The sequence below is a fragment of the Ensifer sp. 4252 genome, from assembly GCF_050434565.1.
Classification (GTDB): domain Bacteria; phylum Pseudomonadota; class Alphaproteobacteria; order Rhizobiales; family Rhizobiaceae; genus Ensifer.
The window spans coordinates 75,538-89,125 of sequence record NZ_JBNDIU010000017.1 but is presented as its reverse complement, the minus strand read 5'-3'; the positions used below and the strand labels follow the sequence as shown (position 1 = coordinate 89,125).

Below are 13,588 nucleotides of genomic sequence, written 5' to 3'. Positions count from 1 at the left end.
GATGGCGAACCCTGACCGTTCTACAGTCGCGGGGTCGGCTGCGATAAGGATGCCCGATTTGGGTCCATCCGTCACATTCCCAATTATTCCCCCGCATCGCCACGATCCGGGGAAACCATCCAACATCCGATGATTAGGAAGCGGACGGCGCAAAGTCAATCGACGCATGCGACGGCCAACAACGCGATTGCGGCGCTAGGCTAGCCCCCCAGTAATTGATTCAGCCACTTGCGATCCAAAACCGCCTCGAGTTCGACGGCAACGTCGTCAAGCGCCGTGTCGACCGACTGGCGGTAATTGCCGATACCGCCTTCGATGCCGAAGCTCTTCAGCAGCACGGCGCGATAGGCGTCGCTGGCAAACAGGCCGTGCAAGTAGGTGCCCATCACCCGGCCATCGGCTGAAAGGGCACCATCGGCGCGGCCGTCGATGCGCACCGATGGACGGTCGCAATCGGCGCCTGTCGTTCTGCCCAGGTGGATCTCGTACCCCTCAAGCGCCACATCGTGTTCCAGCGACCAGGCACGGCTGTTGCGCAGGGTCTTTTCCGGAGCCATTTCCGTTTCGACGTCCAGCAGTCCGAGCCCTGCAATCTCCCGTTCGCTGCCCTCGATGCCGAGAGGATCGGTAACGCGTGCGCCCAGCATCTGGTACCCGCCGCAGATGCCGATCACCCGGCCACCGCGCCGCACATGGCGCTTGAGATCCTCGTCCCAACCCTGCGCCCTGAAATCCTTGAGATCGCCAATGGTCGATTTCGACCCGGGGATGACGACGAGTCCGGCATCAGTCGGGATCGGGCTTCCCGGCCTGACGAAGACGAGATCGACGTCCGGCTCGGCAGCGAGTGGATCGAGATCGTCGAAATTGGCAATTCTCGACAGAACCGGCACGGCGATCCTGAGCGCCCGGCCCTCGCCGCGCACCAGCTTTTCGAGCACGACCGAATCCTCCGCCGGCAGCCGTCCGGCCGCCTTCAGCCACGGCACGACGCCGAAACACGGCCAACCGGTGTAGCGGCCGACTGCGGCGATGCCGTCGTCGAACAGCGTGACGTCACCACGGAATTTGTTGATGAGATAACCGGCGATCATGCGCCGGTCCTCGTCGGGCAGGATCGCGTGGGTGCCGACCAGCGAGGCGATGACCCCACCGCGGTCGATGTCGCCGACGAGGACAACAGGCACGTTGGCGCAGGTCGCAAACCCCATATTGGCGATGTCGCCTGCCCGCAGATTGATCTCGGCCGGTGACCCGGCACCCTCGACGACGACGAGATCGGCGCCGGCTGAAATCTGCTCAAAGCTTTCCATGACTGCACCGAGCAGCTTTGGCTTCAACGCCTGATATTCCCGGCCGCGTGCCTGACCGGCAACCTTGCCTTGCACGACGATCTGGCTGCCCACATCCGACTGCGGCTTCAACAGCACCGGGTTCATATGCACCGAAGACGGCACGCGGGCGGCCAGCGCCTGCAGCCATTGCGCCCGGCCGATTTCGCCGCCGTCATCCGACACGGCGGCATTGTTGGACATGTTCTGCGGCTTGAACGGCCTGACCTTCAACCCATGATTGGAAGCGAGCCGGCAGAGGCCTGCCACCAATACCGATTTTCCGACATCCGAGCCGGTTCCCTGCAGCATGATCTTGCGTGTCATGCGGCCACCGGTAACACTGAATTGATCGGCGGCAAAGAGCTGTTTTGACACGTTTTCGCCGCATTTGCGGCGCGTCGATGACGGACTGTTTCGGTCGCTTATCAAGCTTGTCGAGTTTCTCTCCGAAACTAGCGTAAATGCGACATCCTGTGACGAGTTTGGTATTCAATTTCGCGGAGCGCGAGCCTATATCAGCGCCACCGAAACACACCCCGGACGACAACCGTCCGGCCTCTCAAGGTCCATGCCAATGCTGTACATCTTCAGCAAACCAAATTTCGTTCAGATCGCCTGGAATTCCAAGGCGCCGGTCAGCCAGTCGCGCGTTCGCAACGTCGTTCTCGACGCTCCCTTCGGACCGCTCGGCTTCATCCGCACGTCCAACGTCGGCTGATCCATTCGGCCCCCGGGGCCGCGCCGCTATCGGCTATGGCTTTGCATTCCAGCAGCTAACGCCTTCTCCTCCAGCCGTCTCCCCTCGTGGAGGCGGTTTTTTTTGGCCATAGCGGTGCATACGCTTGGGACTCTTTGTTTGCTCAATGTCGTATCACAAGACCGCCGCGCACTTTTGCGCGACATGCCCCAAAACGCGAAAACCGCATCGACCTCCTTCGAGGGATGCGGCTTCCAAAAAACGCTGGTCACTCCGGAACAACACACCGAAGGTTCGCTCTAACCCGGGACGCTATACCTTGATCCGGGCCGGCGGCAGTTTCCCGCCGCGCAACAACAATTAGCCGGACATCGTTACCGGATGGTTATCGAGGGTTTAACGAAAGATGAATCACGGTTTTTTTTGATTTTTTTTCGCGACATTCGCAAAAAGTGCGCGTGACGCATTCACGACAGGAAAGGTCCTGATTGCAACAGATCGAAAACAAGCATTGAGGCGGCCGCTATATTTTGCGGCACTAATTGTCGCGAATGCTTAAATTTGGGACCTCCAAAGCCAAAAAATTCTCCTTCTGTGATGTCGCAGACAGACGACGCCGTCAGCCCGGCCCGGCCGTTTTCCGATTCAAGAGGTTGATTTCCCAACGAGAATACTTAGGCTTGCAATGCGGTACAGAGGAGATCCGGCCGGCGACAGGGTTCCGCGGCCAGGACCAGAACGAACTCCCGCATCGCCGCAGCAGGGGCTACCCTTGGCTTGTCTTTTGCCGAACCCCAGGCTGCTCACTTGGTTCGGGTGACCGGGATGCATGGCGTCCCCATGACGCCCGTTTGAACGTTGGCTGCAGTTAAAGACTGGGAGGTCTTGCAACATGAAGAAACTCCTCGCTTCCACCATTCTCGCCGCGGGTCTTTACGCCCTGGCGGGTTCCGCGCAAGCCGCGGAATGCGGTGAAGTCAGCATTGCCGAGATGAACTGGGCCTCCGCGGGCGTTGCCGCTCACGTGGACAAGTTCATTCTGGAAAACGGTTACGGTTGCACCGTGACGCTGGTCACCGGCGACACCATGCCGACCTTTGCCTCCATGAACGAAAAGGCCCAGCCGGATATGGCGCCGGAACTCTGGGTCAACGCCGTGCGCACGCCGCTCGACGCGGCCATCAAGGAAGGCCGACTGATCGAGGCCGCCAAGATCCTGAGCGAAGGCGGCGTCGAGGGCTGGTGGATTCCGAAGTTCCTCGCCGACGCCCATCCTGATATCAAGACGGTGCAGGACGCACTCAAGCACCCGGACCTGTTCCCGGCGCCGGAAGATCCTTCCAAGGCCGCCGTGCACAATTGCCCGTCGGGCTGGAACTGCCAGGTTTCGACCGCCAATCTCTACAAGGCGATCGACGCTGAGAAGGCCGACTTCCAGCTGATCGACACCGGTTCTGCGGCCGGCCTCGACGGCTCGATCGCCAACGCCTTTGCCAAGAAGACCGGCTGGCTCGGCTACTACTGGGCACCGACCGCCATTCTCGGCAAATACGAGATGACCCGCCTCTCCTTCGGCGTCGATCACGACAAGAAGGAATGGGACGCCTGCTCGGCCGTTCCGGATTGCCCGACCCCCAAGGTCAACTCCTACCCGGTCTCAGACGTCTTCACCGTCGTGACCAAGTCATTTGCCGACAAGGCCGGCGTTGCCATGGACTACGTCAAGGCGCGCAAGTGGGACAACGGCACCGTCAACAAGGTTCTCGCCTGGATGGATGAGAACCAGGGCACGAACGAGGATGCTGCAAAGCACTTCCTCGAAGAGTTCCCGGATATGTGGACCCAGTGGGTCGCGCCCGACGTGGCCGAAAAGGTCAAGGCTGCGCTCTGATACTGGCTGATGAGGCAGGCGCTCGCGTGAAAAGCGGTCGCCTGCATCGGCGTCTTCGCCAGTCGGAAAAATTGCCGGACATGGCAAACAATACTGGCGACGGCGAACGGGCTCCGTTCGCCTCGCATGTCGCATTCAGTAAAGCGGGCGTCATGTTCCGCTGTCACATTTCTCACGCCGGGACCCGAAGAGGTCACCAGCCAAGTCTGCGCAAGGATCGGCAACGACCGGTCTGATGACGCAGTCGGCGTCATAAAACTTCAGGCCAAGAAGGGGAAAAATATGGCATCCATCTGCAGTGTCTTGCCAGCGTTGCTCTGCAAGTTCCCTGCCATTGACGACGGAGCGATCCGCCTGGCTCGCAAGACCATCGATGATGGTTTCAAGGGTTTCGTCCGGTCCTATGGCGACGCCATCGACACGGTTGTGCAGCCGCTTCAATGGTTTCTGAACTATCTCGAAAGCCTGTTCGTCGGATCGCCGTGGATCATCATCCTCGTGTTCATGGTGGCGATCGTCTATTTCGGCAGCCGCAACATCAACATCACCATCGGCACGGCGCTGTCGATGGTCGCCATCGGCCTCGTCGGCCTGTGGAACGATACGATGATCACGCTCGCGATGGTCACCGTCTGTACGCTGATCTCGATCCTGATCGGCATTCCGATCGGCATTCTGATGGCGCGCTCCGAGCGGGTGCAGTCGATCGTCAATCCGGTGCTCGACGTGATGCAGACGATGCCGAGCTTCGTCTATCTCATTCCGGTCGTGATGATTTTCGGCATCGGCAAGGTGCCGGGCCTCATCGCCGTCGTCATCTATGCCGTGCCGCCGATGATCCGGCTCACCAATCTCGGCATCCGCCTCGTCGACAAGGAAGTGCTCGAAGCTGCCGACGCCTTCGGGTCGTCGGCCTGGCAGAAGCTCAAGAACGTGCAGATGCCGCTGGCGCTGCCCACCATCATGGCCGGCATCAACCAGACCATCATGATGTCGCTGGCGATGGTCGTCGTCGCATCGATGATCGGCGTGGGCGGTCTCGGCAAGAACGTGCTGCAGGCGATCGCCAACCAGTTCTTCACCGTCGGTTTCCTCAATGGCTTCGCCCTTGTCGGTATCGCCATCATTTTCGACCGTACCAGCCAGGCCTTCGGCAGGCGGCTGCAGAAGCATTCGGAGGTTATCCATGGCTAGTCACGCGATCGAGGTGAAGAACCTCTACAAGATCTTCGGCCCCAACGGCGGCGACTATGTCGATGCGGTCAAGCGGGGCCTCGGCAAGGCGGAACTCAACGAAAAACACGGCCACGTGCTCGGCCTGCAGGACATCAACATCTCGATGCCGGCCGGCGGCGTGATGGTGGTCATGGGACTTTCGGGCTCGGGCAAGTCGACACTGATCCGCCACATCAACCGGCTGATCGACCCGACCGCCGGCGAAGTGCTTTATGACGGCGTCGACGTCTGCCAGATGAACGACAACGACCTGCGCCAGTTCCGCCGCCACAGGACGGCGATGGTGTTCCAGAAATTCGCCCTGCTGCCGCATCGCACCGTGCTCGACAACACCGTCTACGGCCTGGAGATCCAGGGCGTCGGCAAGGCGGAAAGCGAAAAGCGCGCGCGCGGCTGGATCGACCGGGTCGGTCTCCAGGGCTTTGAGAACCACTACCCCAATCAGCTTTCCGGCGGCATGCAGCAGCGTGTGGGCCTCGCCCGGGCGCTTACCAACGATGCCGACATCCTCTTGATGGACGAAGCCTATTCGGCGCTCGATCCGCTGATCCGCGTCGACATGCAGACGGTGCTTCTCGACCTGCAGAAGGAGTTGAAGAAGACCGTCGTCTTCATCACCCATGATCTCGACGAGGCGCTGCGGCTCGGCGACAAGATCGCCATTCTGCGCGACGGCCGCGTGGTGCAACAGGGAACGGGCCAAGAGATCGTGCTGGCGCCCGCCGACGACTACATCACCGCCTTCGTCAAGGAAGTGAACCGCGGGCGCGTCATCAATGTCGAGACGATCATGCGACCGCTTTCCGGCAACCCCGAGGGCATGCCGCTGACGGTCGGCACGGTGCTGGAATCGGCGGCCCGCGCCATGACCGGCGCCCATCTCAACACCGCCCACGTGGTCGACGAGAACGGCCGCCCGATCGGCGCGCTCGACCTGCCGACGATCATCTCGGCCATGGTGACGCCCACCAGCCACGAGGACAAGAGAGCCGCGTAAGCCGGACCAAAGGACGAAAGCAAGGGCGCCCGGCAACTCCCCTCGCGGGAACAGGCCAGGGCGCCCTTCGCATTTCAGACCGGTAGATTCGTCTGCAGTGGCATGCGGCTCAGAAGGAGCCGCATGCTGTTGCCAACCTCTGCGAGGCTGATGTCAGCCTCGCATTGGCGCAAAGCGCTCTGGCGACGCTTTTCAGTTCGTCTTCGTCGTTGCGCCAGCAGTCGGCTCGACAGTGCTTGCGGACGAAAGCGTGTCGCTGGTCGCCGGGAAGTATTTGTCGAGCAGACCCATCATCTGGTTGTCGCGCTTTTCGGCGGTCTCGCCGCCCATGACGACGCCGACGAGGCGCTTGCCGTCGCGGGTTGCCGAGGTGACCAGGTTATAGCCCGACGCGGTGGTGTAGCCGGTCTTGATGCCGTCAGCACCGGCATAGCGGTTCATCACGTTGTTATGGCCACGAAGCTTCATGCCGCGGAACTCGATCCGGCGGTTGGAAAACAGCGCAAACTCTTCCGGGAAATCGCGCATCAGGGCAATCCCGAGCGTCGCCATGTCACGCGCCGTCGTCACCTGCTCGGGGTCCGGCAGGCCGTTGGCGTTCTTGAACACGGTGCTGGCCATGCCAAGTTGATGGGCCTTCCCGGTCATCATCTTGGCAAAACCGGTTTCCGTGCCGGCCAGTTGTTCGCCGATGGCAACGGAAGCATCATTGGCAGACAGCACGATCATGCCCATCACGACTTCGCGAACGGAAACGGTGCGCCCGACGCCGACGGCCAGCTTGAACGGCTCCTTGCCATTGGCATTTTCCGACATCGTCAGTCGCTGGTCCCAGGTCAGCCTGCCGTCGCGAAGTGCTTCGAACGCCAGGTAGATCGTCATCATCTTGGTGAGCGACGCGGGATAGTTCAGTTCGTCGGCATTTTCGGCCTCAAGGACCGTGCCTGTCTGCGCATCGAGAACCAGATGGGCCTTTCCCGCGAAAGCGGTGGACGCGCCGCCAAGCAGCAGACCGATTGAAACTGCGGCCGACGCGAGTGTCCGGAGTGTGAAATGCATGATGTTCTTCTCGTTTGAGGCTATCGATCAGCGCGCGATATCCGCGGGCAAGCGAGCGACTACATAAGAGCGGCCTTTTACCGCGATCGCAAGCGAGCCGCAATCGCCTATAGGCTGCGGCTTTTCGTCGTGAGCACCCGCCCCGTTTCGGCCACAATACAGCGCCGCGGATCAACCACGACGCGCAAAGGACGCTACAACGCTTAAACCTGCTGCGTCGATCGGCAACATGGCTCGCGCGCAAGGTCGAACCGATCTACCCCCTGTGCGGCACGGTGGTCCTTGCCCCGAACGGCCAGCCGGACAGGAACGGCTTCTCGACGAAACGATAGGTCACATACGAGACGACGAGCACTGCAGCCGTTGCGGCGAGCGTCACCAGCGTTGCGAAACCTTGGCCAAGCGCCAGCACCGTGTCTCCATCTGGTGCGACATGCGTCGGCACCTTCAGGCCGAAGCGCAAGGCCTGGGTAACCACCCAACCGACGATGGAATGGGTCAGGTAGACGCTGTAGCTGACAGTGCCGAGCCACACGAAGAACGGCCATTCGAGAAAGCGGCGCAGGGATGTATCCTGCCGCAGGCTCGCAACGGCCACCACCGTGACCGCGAAAAGAGGCGGCAGCAGGATTTCCCCGTGGGTACCGCCCAGCCCCCAGATTGCCAGGACAACGAGCGCCAGCGCACCTGCGGCCATCGGCGCCGCCGCCTTTGAGGGAATCCGCACGTTGAGCGAAGCGGCCCACGCCCCCAGGAAAAAGGAGAATATGCAGCGGATGATCGCAAAGATCGGATCGGTTTCGAGTCGCCCTCCCTCCAGGGCGATCAGGACAATGGCCGCTCCACCGGCCAGAACAAGGCACCAGCGCATCGGCAGCCGCAGGAGCCCCATGGTCAAAGCGAAGATCAGGTAGGTCCAGAACTCGACGGAAATGGACCAGCTCGGAATATTGAACCCGAGCTCGCCCAGAACCACGCCCTGCAGCAGAAAAAGATTGGCGAGAAATGCGCTCGCGTCGGAGACGACGAACGCCGGACTGTTGGAAACGATGCCGGTCTTCTGTTCAAAGACGTATTTGAGACACTCTATTCCGAGGAAGATGATAAGTGTGAACAGGTGAAGTGGATAGAGGCGCCAGAACCGCCGGCGCTGGAAGCTTGCAAGCTCCGCCGGGCTCGACAATCTGTTGGCGTAGTTGAGAGCAATCACGAAGCCGCTGAGTACGAAGAAGAAGTCGACCATGAGGTAGCCGTGGCGGATGAAGGCGTTTTCACTCAGCAGGCTGCCGTAACGAAAGTGGTGCAGAGCAACCGCAAGGGCCGCGAAACCCCGCAAGGATTCGAGCGCCAGAAGTTTGGGTTTCTTCACCATTGAGGAGAATGCTCCATCCCTGGCAGCAGGCGCTGCCATTTCATCTCGTTGCGCCCGAAGTTTGGATTGTCTGCTTCGAAGGAGGCAGGCTCCGCAAGGCCAGTTAAGAGGTAACTTCGCCCGGGAACGCTTAAAATCCGGTAATGAGCGTCCTTGCGAAACGCAGAAGACATCTGGCATCGCGCGTCGGGGCAAAGACAAAACGGGCAGCTTGAACTGATCCGCCGTTTCATTTGACCTTAACCCAATTGCGCCATGCTTGATGGCAGGTCCCGGCCCGCTCGCGCGGCTGCAGACAGGGACTGCAAAACAGGAGGCGGCGCCTAGTCGGCGGCGTCCTCGCCCAGCAATCTCGGCGCCCTCATGCAACGGATTCCCGCCACGGCAGACTTACCGACACGCCGGCACCAGGTGCCGGCGCGGTTGAGCTACGACACGGGGATCGCACAGCTGACGCGCCATCTAGCTTCGCTTCTGTCCGGCCTCGGGCTCTTCCTCATGGTCTTCACGTTCATGCCCTTTCAGGGCGCCATGGAGACGGATCCGAGTGCCGCCAACGACGGCAACATCATCAACCAGGTTGGCTACATCGTGCTCGGTGCGGTCTACCTGTTGGCGATGCTGCTCGTGGTCGACAAACGGGTGCTGGCGCGGCTGATCTCGCCGGCCTGGGTGGCGATCTTCGCCATCGCCTATTTCTCCTGCCTGCAGTCCTACGATCCGGCGGCCTCTGCCCGCGGCCTGACGCTCAGCCTCGTGGCGATGATCATGGTGGCCGGCGTGCTGGTGCTGCCGCGCAGCGAGGAGGATTTCGTTCATGCCGGGGCAAATGCCATCCTGCTCCTCATCCTGATCGACTACGCCGCGCTGTTTGTGGCACCGGACCTGGCCATTCACTCGGCCGCCGGCGGTGAGCCGTGGCATGCCGGCTTCTGGCGCGGTCATCTCCTGCACAAGAACGTTTCGGCGCCGGTGTTCTCGATCCTGTGCATGTTCGGGATCTATTGCCTGCGCTCCGGCGCCACGCTTCGCGGCTGGGCCATCACCCTGCTCTCTGTCAATTTTGTGCTGCACACCGGCTCGAAGACCACCATCGGCTTCCTGCCGATCGCGATCACGCTGGTGCTTGCCGGGCGCGCCGTTCGCAGCCCGGGCCTGATGATCGTCGCGCATCTGATCGTGTCGGTCGTCGTCTTCGGCCTGACGCTCGGCACGATCTATTCAGACACGCTGCTCTCGTTCACCAAGGCGATCATCGATGATGCCACCTTCACCGGCCGTGACGACATCTGGAAGTTCGCAAGCGGCAGCATCGCCGAGCACCCGTGGTTCGGCCAGGGTTACTCCAGCTTCTGGCTCTCGCCTGTCATCATGGGGCTTGAGGCCAATTTCGAGGCGAACTGGGACGTGCGTGGCATCGTTGCCGGCCACAACAGCTATCTCGATGCCGCCCTGACGTTCGGCTTGCCCGGCGGTATCCTCATAAGCCTGCTTCTCTTCGTCAAACCACTCTTCGACTACATCCGCGCCTCGCGCCGGCCGGAGGGGCGGGCCTTTGCCGACTTCTGCGTCATGGTCGTCATTTTCATGACCTACAACGCCATGCTCGAAAGCTTCTTCCTCAACCGCGCCGACCCGATGTGGCTGCTGACGGCGCTGGCCATCTTCGGGCTCGGCCTTGCCGGGCGCATGGGCATGCGCCACCAACAATAGTCCCCGGCCGCGCACGCCAACGCTTGCAAAGACATAAAGATATCTTTATATGTTATTGCATTCATTCTAGCCGGGAAAAGCCGATGACCGCTGCAGCCAACGTTCTCTCCGACCTTATCGCCGAAAAGGGCGTTCTTCTTGCCGATGGCGCCACCGGAACCTCGCTGTTCGCGATGGGCCTCGAAGCCGGCGAAGCGCCGGAAATCTGGAACGAGACCAGGCCGGAGAACATCACCAAGCTGCACCAGGACTTCGTCGACGCAGGCGCCGACATCATCCTGACCAACTCCTTCGGCGGCACCCGCCACCGCCTGAAGCTTCACCACGCCCAGGATCGCGTGCACGAACTCAACCGGCGCGCAGCCGAAATCGCCCGCGCCGTCGCCGACAAGGCGCCGCGCAAGGTCATTACCGCCGGCTCTGTCGGCCCGACCGGCGAACTGCTGATCCCGCTTGGCGCGCTGACCTATGAGGACGCGGTTTCGGCCTTCGTCGAACAGATGGAAGGCCTGAAGGCCGGCGGCGCCGAAGTCGCCTGGATCGAGACCATGTCGTCGGCCGACGAGATCCGCGCTGCCGCCGAAGCCGCGACCAAGGTCGGCATGCCCTATGTCTATACCGGCTCCTTCGACACCGCCGGCAAGACCATGATGGGCTTGCACCCCAAGGACATCCATGAAGTCGCCAAGGATCTGGACAATGGCCCGGTCGCCGTCGGCGCCAATTGCGGCGTCGGCGCGTCCGACATCCTGTCCTCCCTGCTCGACATGACCTCGGCAAAGCCCGAGGCGACCGTGATCGTCAAGGGCAATTGCGGTATTCCGGAATTCCGCGGCTCTGAGATCCACTACTCCGGCACGCCGCCTCTGATGGCGGAATATGCCCGACTTGCAGCCGACGCCGGCGCCAAGATCATCGGCGGCTGCTGCGGCACCACCTGCGGCCACCTCGCCGCCATGCGCGTGGCCCTCGACGAGCATTCGCTGCGCGAACGCCCGACGCTCGATGTGATCATCGAAAGGATCGGGCCGTTGCGCAACAAGACGGCCAACGAAGGTCCTTCGGCCCCGGCCCGCGAACGGCGCAGCCGCCGCGGCTAAAAGCATTTCCAGGAAAAGTGCGAAAAGCATGCAAGATCGACAAGATAACGAAACGCTCCGGCATCATCTGATCCCGGAGCGTTTTCATTTGTGACGTTCGTGGACGGAATTATTCCGGTCGGGCAATGCCAGTTGACGCCACCCTCGGCGCAGCAACGCTGGCAACATCATGAACCGGGACGGATACCCGACGCTCCGAAAACACATCATTCTCGGCTGCACCGACAAAGACCCGGTAGAAATCAAACGAACGGCCCATCTGCCGCGAACCCTGCGCCGAGAAGTGGCCGTGGTCTTCGAACAGGGCGACCCCCTTATCCTCGACCTTGCAAAAATCCTCGTCGCAGAGATAATCCATAAAGCTGACAACGGGATATTCGTCGGCAATGTCGGCAACGACAGACAGCACGTCCCTGTCATGGGAATACACGTCGCGAAGCGGCAGTTCGCATCGCTCGACGGGTTCGCCCAGAAGTCGGGCGCGCGCCACGCAAAGTCCGGTGTCGCGACCATCTTGCGGCGACGGCGCGACGAAGACGATTTCGAAACCATTGCCTTTCAGCCAGGCGAGCGTCGAACGAAGACTGTCGGTCAGGGTCTTGGTCTCCGACGGCATTTCCCGCGCGCCGACGAGCACCCTTTCTTCGGTCAGATACTGACTGAGTTGCGACGACAGCACGACATAGCGGATGGATTTGTTGGCGAGCAGGAACCGTTTGACGTCGGCATTGTGCTCAGCGCATGCCTGCGGCCATTGCTGCCCGAGACGGGGAACTATCGGTGCCAGATCGAGGAACGGTCCGCAATTGTTCTTCGCCAGTTGCACCAGCCGCACATCGGGCTTCGACGCGATGATGCCGTCGACGAGATGGCGGGCAAAGGAATCGCCCCAGACGGCGATCTCGGGCGTGCGGCTGGTTGCGCATTTCATGTCAACGACCGCATCGCATTTCTTGCTGATGCCGACGCTCGGCTCGATCAGGCGGGCGAGTTCCCGATTGCGCGAGACGAGCCCATCGCTTCCGTCGAGCCCGAGCCCGATGACCAGCGCCACCGCACCCGTGGCAAGCGTCGCACCGAAGATGGCGCCGCGACCGACCTTCGTGCGCTGGCGGAACGGTTGCTCCACGAAGCGCCAGCTGAGCGCCGCAAGCACGACACAGAGCGCGATCAACCCGACATAGCCGACGGGTGGGATCTCATCGATCGCCCGCAGCCGGGCAAAGGCGAAGACCGGCTGGTGCCAGAGATAAAGGCTGTAGCTGATGAGGCCGATCGCCACCAGCGGCCGAACCGAAAGCAGCTTGCCGACCAGCGTGTCGCCACGGGCAAAGGCCAGCACCAGCGCGGTTCCGAGCACGACCGGCACGGTCGCCCAGCCTGGATAGGCAGCGGAATCCTGCACGAGGATGTAACTGCCAACGATCGCGAGCAGCCCAAGGCCGGCCAGCAGTTCCCGCCGGCCTTTTGCAAGCGGCAGCCGGTCCACCCCGCCAAGCGCCAGGACCGCGCCGGCGCCGAGCTCCCAGAAGCGGCTCGCCAGCAGATAGAAGTTCGCGGCCGGATCGACGAAGGCCAGCACCTGCGCAGCACCAAAGCTGAGAAAGATGCTGGCGAGGACAACCTTCAGCACCGTTCCCGTCGAAAACCGGCGCAGCGCCAGCAGCAGCAGCGGAAAAACGACGTAGAACTGTTCCTCGACGGCCAGCGACCAGGTGTGCAGAAGCGGCATCAGCTCGGTCGACGGCTCGAAATATCCGGTCTGGTCCCAGAAGTGAAAATTCGAGACAAACAGGTTTACGGCATAGAGGCTCTTGCCGAAATCGTTGAGCTCCTGTGGCAGCATCCACATGACGGCAAAGGGAATACAGACGGCGCAGACCAGCAGCAGGGCCGGTGCCAGCCGGCGGGCGCGGCGCTCGTAGAACGATACGATGCTGAAAGTACCTTCGCGGATTTCACGATGAATGATCGCGGTGATCAGGAAACCGCTGATGACGAAGAAGACATCGACGCCGGCAAAACCGCCGCCGAGAAAGCCAAAACCGGCATGAAAGAGCAACACGGGCGCAACGGCGAGCGCGCGCAGTCCATCGATTTCGGGTCTGTAATGCATAAGGGAGAAAGAACGCCTAGTGAGGCCGGGGGGTTAACATGGCCTTGCGTAGGTAGCCATCGGGCGTTCCGGT

10 protein-coding genes are annotated in these 13,588 nt (G+C 61.5%); 6 read left to right on the top strand and 4 right to left on the bottom strand.

Annotated elements, in window-relative coordinates; all coding sequences use genetic code 11:
- Positions 1 to 200 precede the first annotated feature (200 nt).
- A complete protein-coding gene (locus ABIE33_RS25615; protein ID WP_429130620.1) occupies positions 201 to 1,658 on the bottom strand; it encodes a cobyric acid synthase in 1,458 nt (485 codons plus the stop codon).
- A gap of 250 nt (positions 1,659 to 1,908) precedes the next feature.
- On the opposite strand from ABIE33_RS25615, the gene ABIE33_RS25610 reads away from it, so the two are divergent.
- The 4 genes from ABIE33_RS25610 to ABIE33_RS25595 all read left to right on the top strand — a co-directional run bounded on the left by ABIE33_RS25610 (position 1,909) and on the right by ABIE33_RS25595 (position 6,155).
- Positions 1,909 to 2,052: a hypothetical protein gene (locus tag ABIE33_RS25610; protein ID WP_107027614.1), complete on the top strand. Its 144-nt coding sequence runs from the start codon at positions 1,909 to 1,911 to the stop codon at positions 2,050 to 2,052.
- A gap of 871 nt (positions 2,053 to 2,923) precedes the next feature.
- On the top strand, positions 2,924 to 3,922 hold the full coding sequence (locus tag ABIE33_RS25605; RefSeq protein WP_429130619.1) for an ABC transporter substrate-binding protein: 999 nt from the start codon (positions 2,924 to 2,926) through the stop codon (positions 3,920 to 3,922).
- A gap of 282 nt (positions 3,923 to 4,204) precedes the next feature.
- Positions 4,205 to 5,116, top strand: coding sequence for an ABC transporter permease (locus tag ABIE33_RS25600; RefSeq protein WP_429130618.1), 912 nt, complete (start codon positions 4,205 to 4,207; stop codon positions 5,114 to 5,116).
- Positions 5,109 to 6,155: a quaternary amine ABC transporter ATP-binding protein gene (locus tag ABIE33_RS25595; protein ID WP_429130617.1), complete on the top strand. Its 1,047-nt coding sequence runs from the start codon at positions 5,109 to 5,111 to the stop codon at positions 6,153 to 6,155. The genes ABIE33_RS25600 and ABIE33_RS25595 overlap by 8 nt, the downstream gene beginning before the upstream one ends.
- A gap of 192 nt (positions 6,156 to 6,347) precedes the next feature.
- Here ABIE33_RS25595 and ABIE33_RS25590 read toward each other — a convergent pair whose 3' ends face one another.
- Entirely contained in the window at positions 6,348 to 7,214 is an 867-nt protein-coding gene (locus tag ABIE33_RS25590) for a D-alanyl-D-alanine carboxypeptidase family protein (protein ID WP_429130616.1), read from the bottom strand.
- Positions 7,215 to 7,470: 256 nt separating this feature from the next.
- On the bottom strand, positions 7,471 to 8,586 hold the full coding sequence (locus ABIE33_RS25585; protein ID WP_429130615.1) for an acyltransferase family protein: 1,116 nt from the start codon (positions 8,584 to 8,586) through the stop codon (positions 7,471 to 7,473).
- A 423-nt stretch (positions 8,587 to 9,009) separates the two neighbouring features.
- Here ABIE33_RS25585 and ABIE33_RS25580 point away from each other — a divergent pair, with 423 nt between their 5' ends.
- Positions 9,010 to 10,299: an O-antigen ligase family protein gene (locus ABIE33_RS25580; RefSeq protein WP_429130614.1), complete on the top strand. Its 1,290-nt coding sequence runs from the start codon at positions 9,010 to 9,012 to the stop codon at positions 10,297 to 10,299.
- An 83-nt stretch (positions 10,300 to 10,382) separates the two neighbouring features.
- On the top strand, positions 10,383 to 11,399 hold the full coding sequence (gene bmt / locus ABIE33_RS25575) for a betaine--homocysteine S-methyltransferase (RefSeq protein WP_429130613.1): 1,017 nt from the start codon (positions 10,383 to 10,385) through the stop codon (positions 11,397 to 11,399).
- 109 nt (positions 11,400 to 11,508) lie between these two features.
- On the opposite strand, the gene ABIE33_RS25570 is transcribed toward bmt, so the two are convergent.
- Positions 11,509 to 13,515 carry an acyltransferase family protein gene (locus ABIE33_RS25570; protein ID WP_429130612.1) on the bottom strand — a complete coding sequence of 669 codons (2,007 nt, stop codon included), beginning with the start codon at positions 13,513 to 13,515 and terminating at the stop codon, positions 11,509 to 11,511.
- Positions 13,516 to 13,588: the final 73 nt, after the last annotated feature.

Coding starts and splice junctions, on each gene's coding strand:
- ABIE33_RS25615 (WP_429130620.1), bottom strand. CDS start 1,658: ATGACACGCAAGATCATGCTGCAGGGAACCGGCTCGGATGTCGGAAAA.
- ABIE33_RS25610 (WP_107027614.1), top strand. CDS start 1,909: ATGCTGTACATCTTCAGCAAACCAAATTTCGTTCAGATCGCCTGGAAT.
- ABIE33_RS25605 (WP_429130619.1), top strand. CDS start 2,924: ATGAAGAAACTCCTCGCTTCCACCATTCTCGCCGCGGGTCTTTACGCC.
- ABIE33_RS25600 (WP_429130618.1), top strand. CDS start 4,205: ATGGCATCCATCTGCAGTGTCTTGCCAGCGTTGCTCTGCAAGTTCCCT.
- ABIE33_RS25595 (WP_429130617.1), top strand. CDS start 5,109: ATGGCTAGTCACGCGATCGAGGTGAAGAACCTCTACAAGATCTTCGGC.
- ABIE33_RS25590 (WP_429130616.1), bottom strand. CDS start 7,214: ATGCATTTCACACTCCGGACACTCGCGTCGGCCGCAGTTTCAATCGGT.
- ABIE33_RS25585 (WP_429130615.1), bottom strand. CDS start 8,586: ATGGTGAAGAAACCCAAACTTCTGGCGCTCGAATCCTTGCGGGGTTTC.
- bmt (WP_429130613.1), top strand. CDS start 10,383: ATGACCGCTGCAGCCAACGTTCTCTCCGACCTTATCGCCGAAAAGGGC.
- ABIE33_RS25570 (WP_429130612.1), bottom strand. CDS start 13,515: ATGCATTACAGACCCGAAATCGATGGACTGCGCGCGCTCGCCGTTGCG.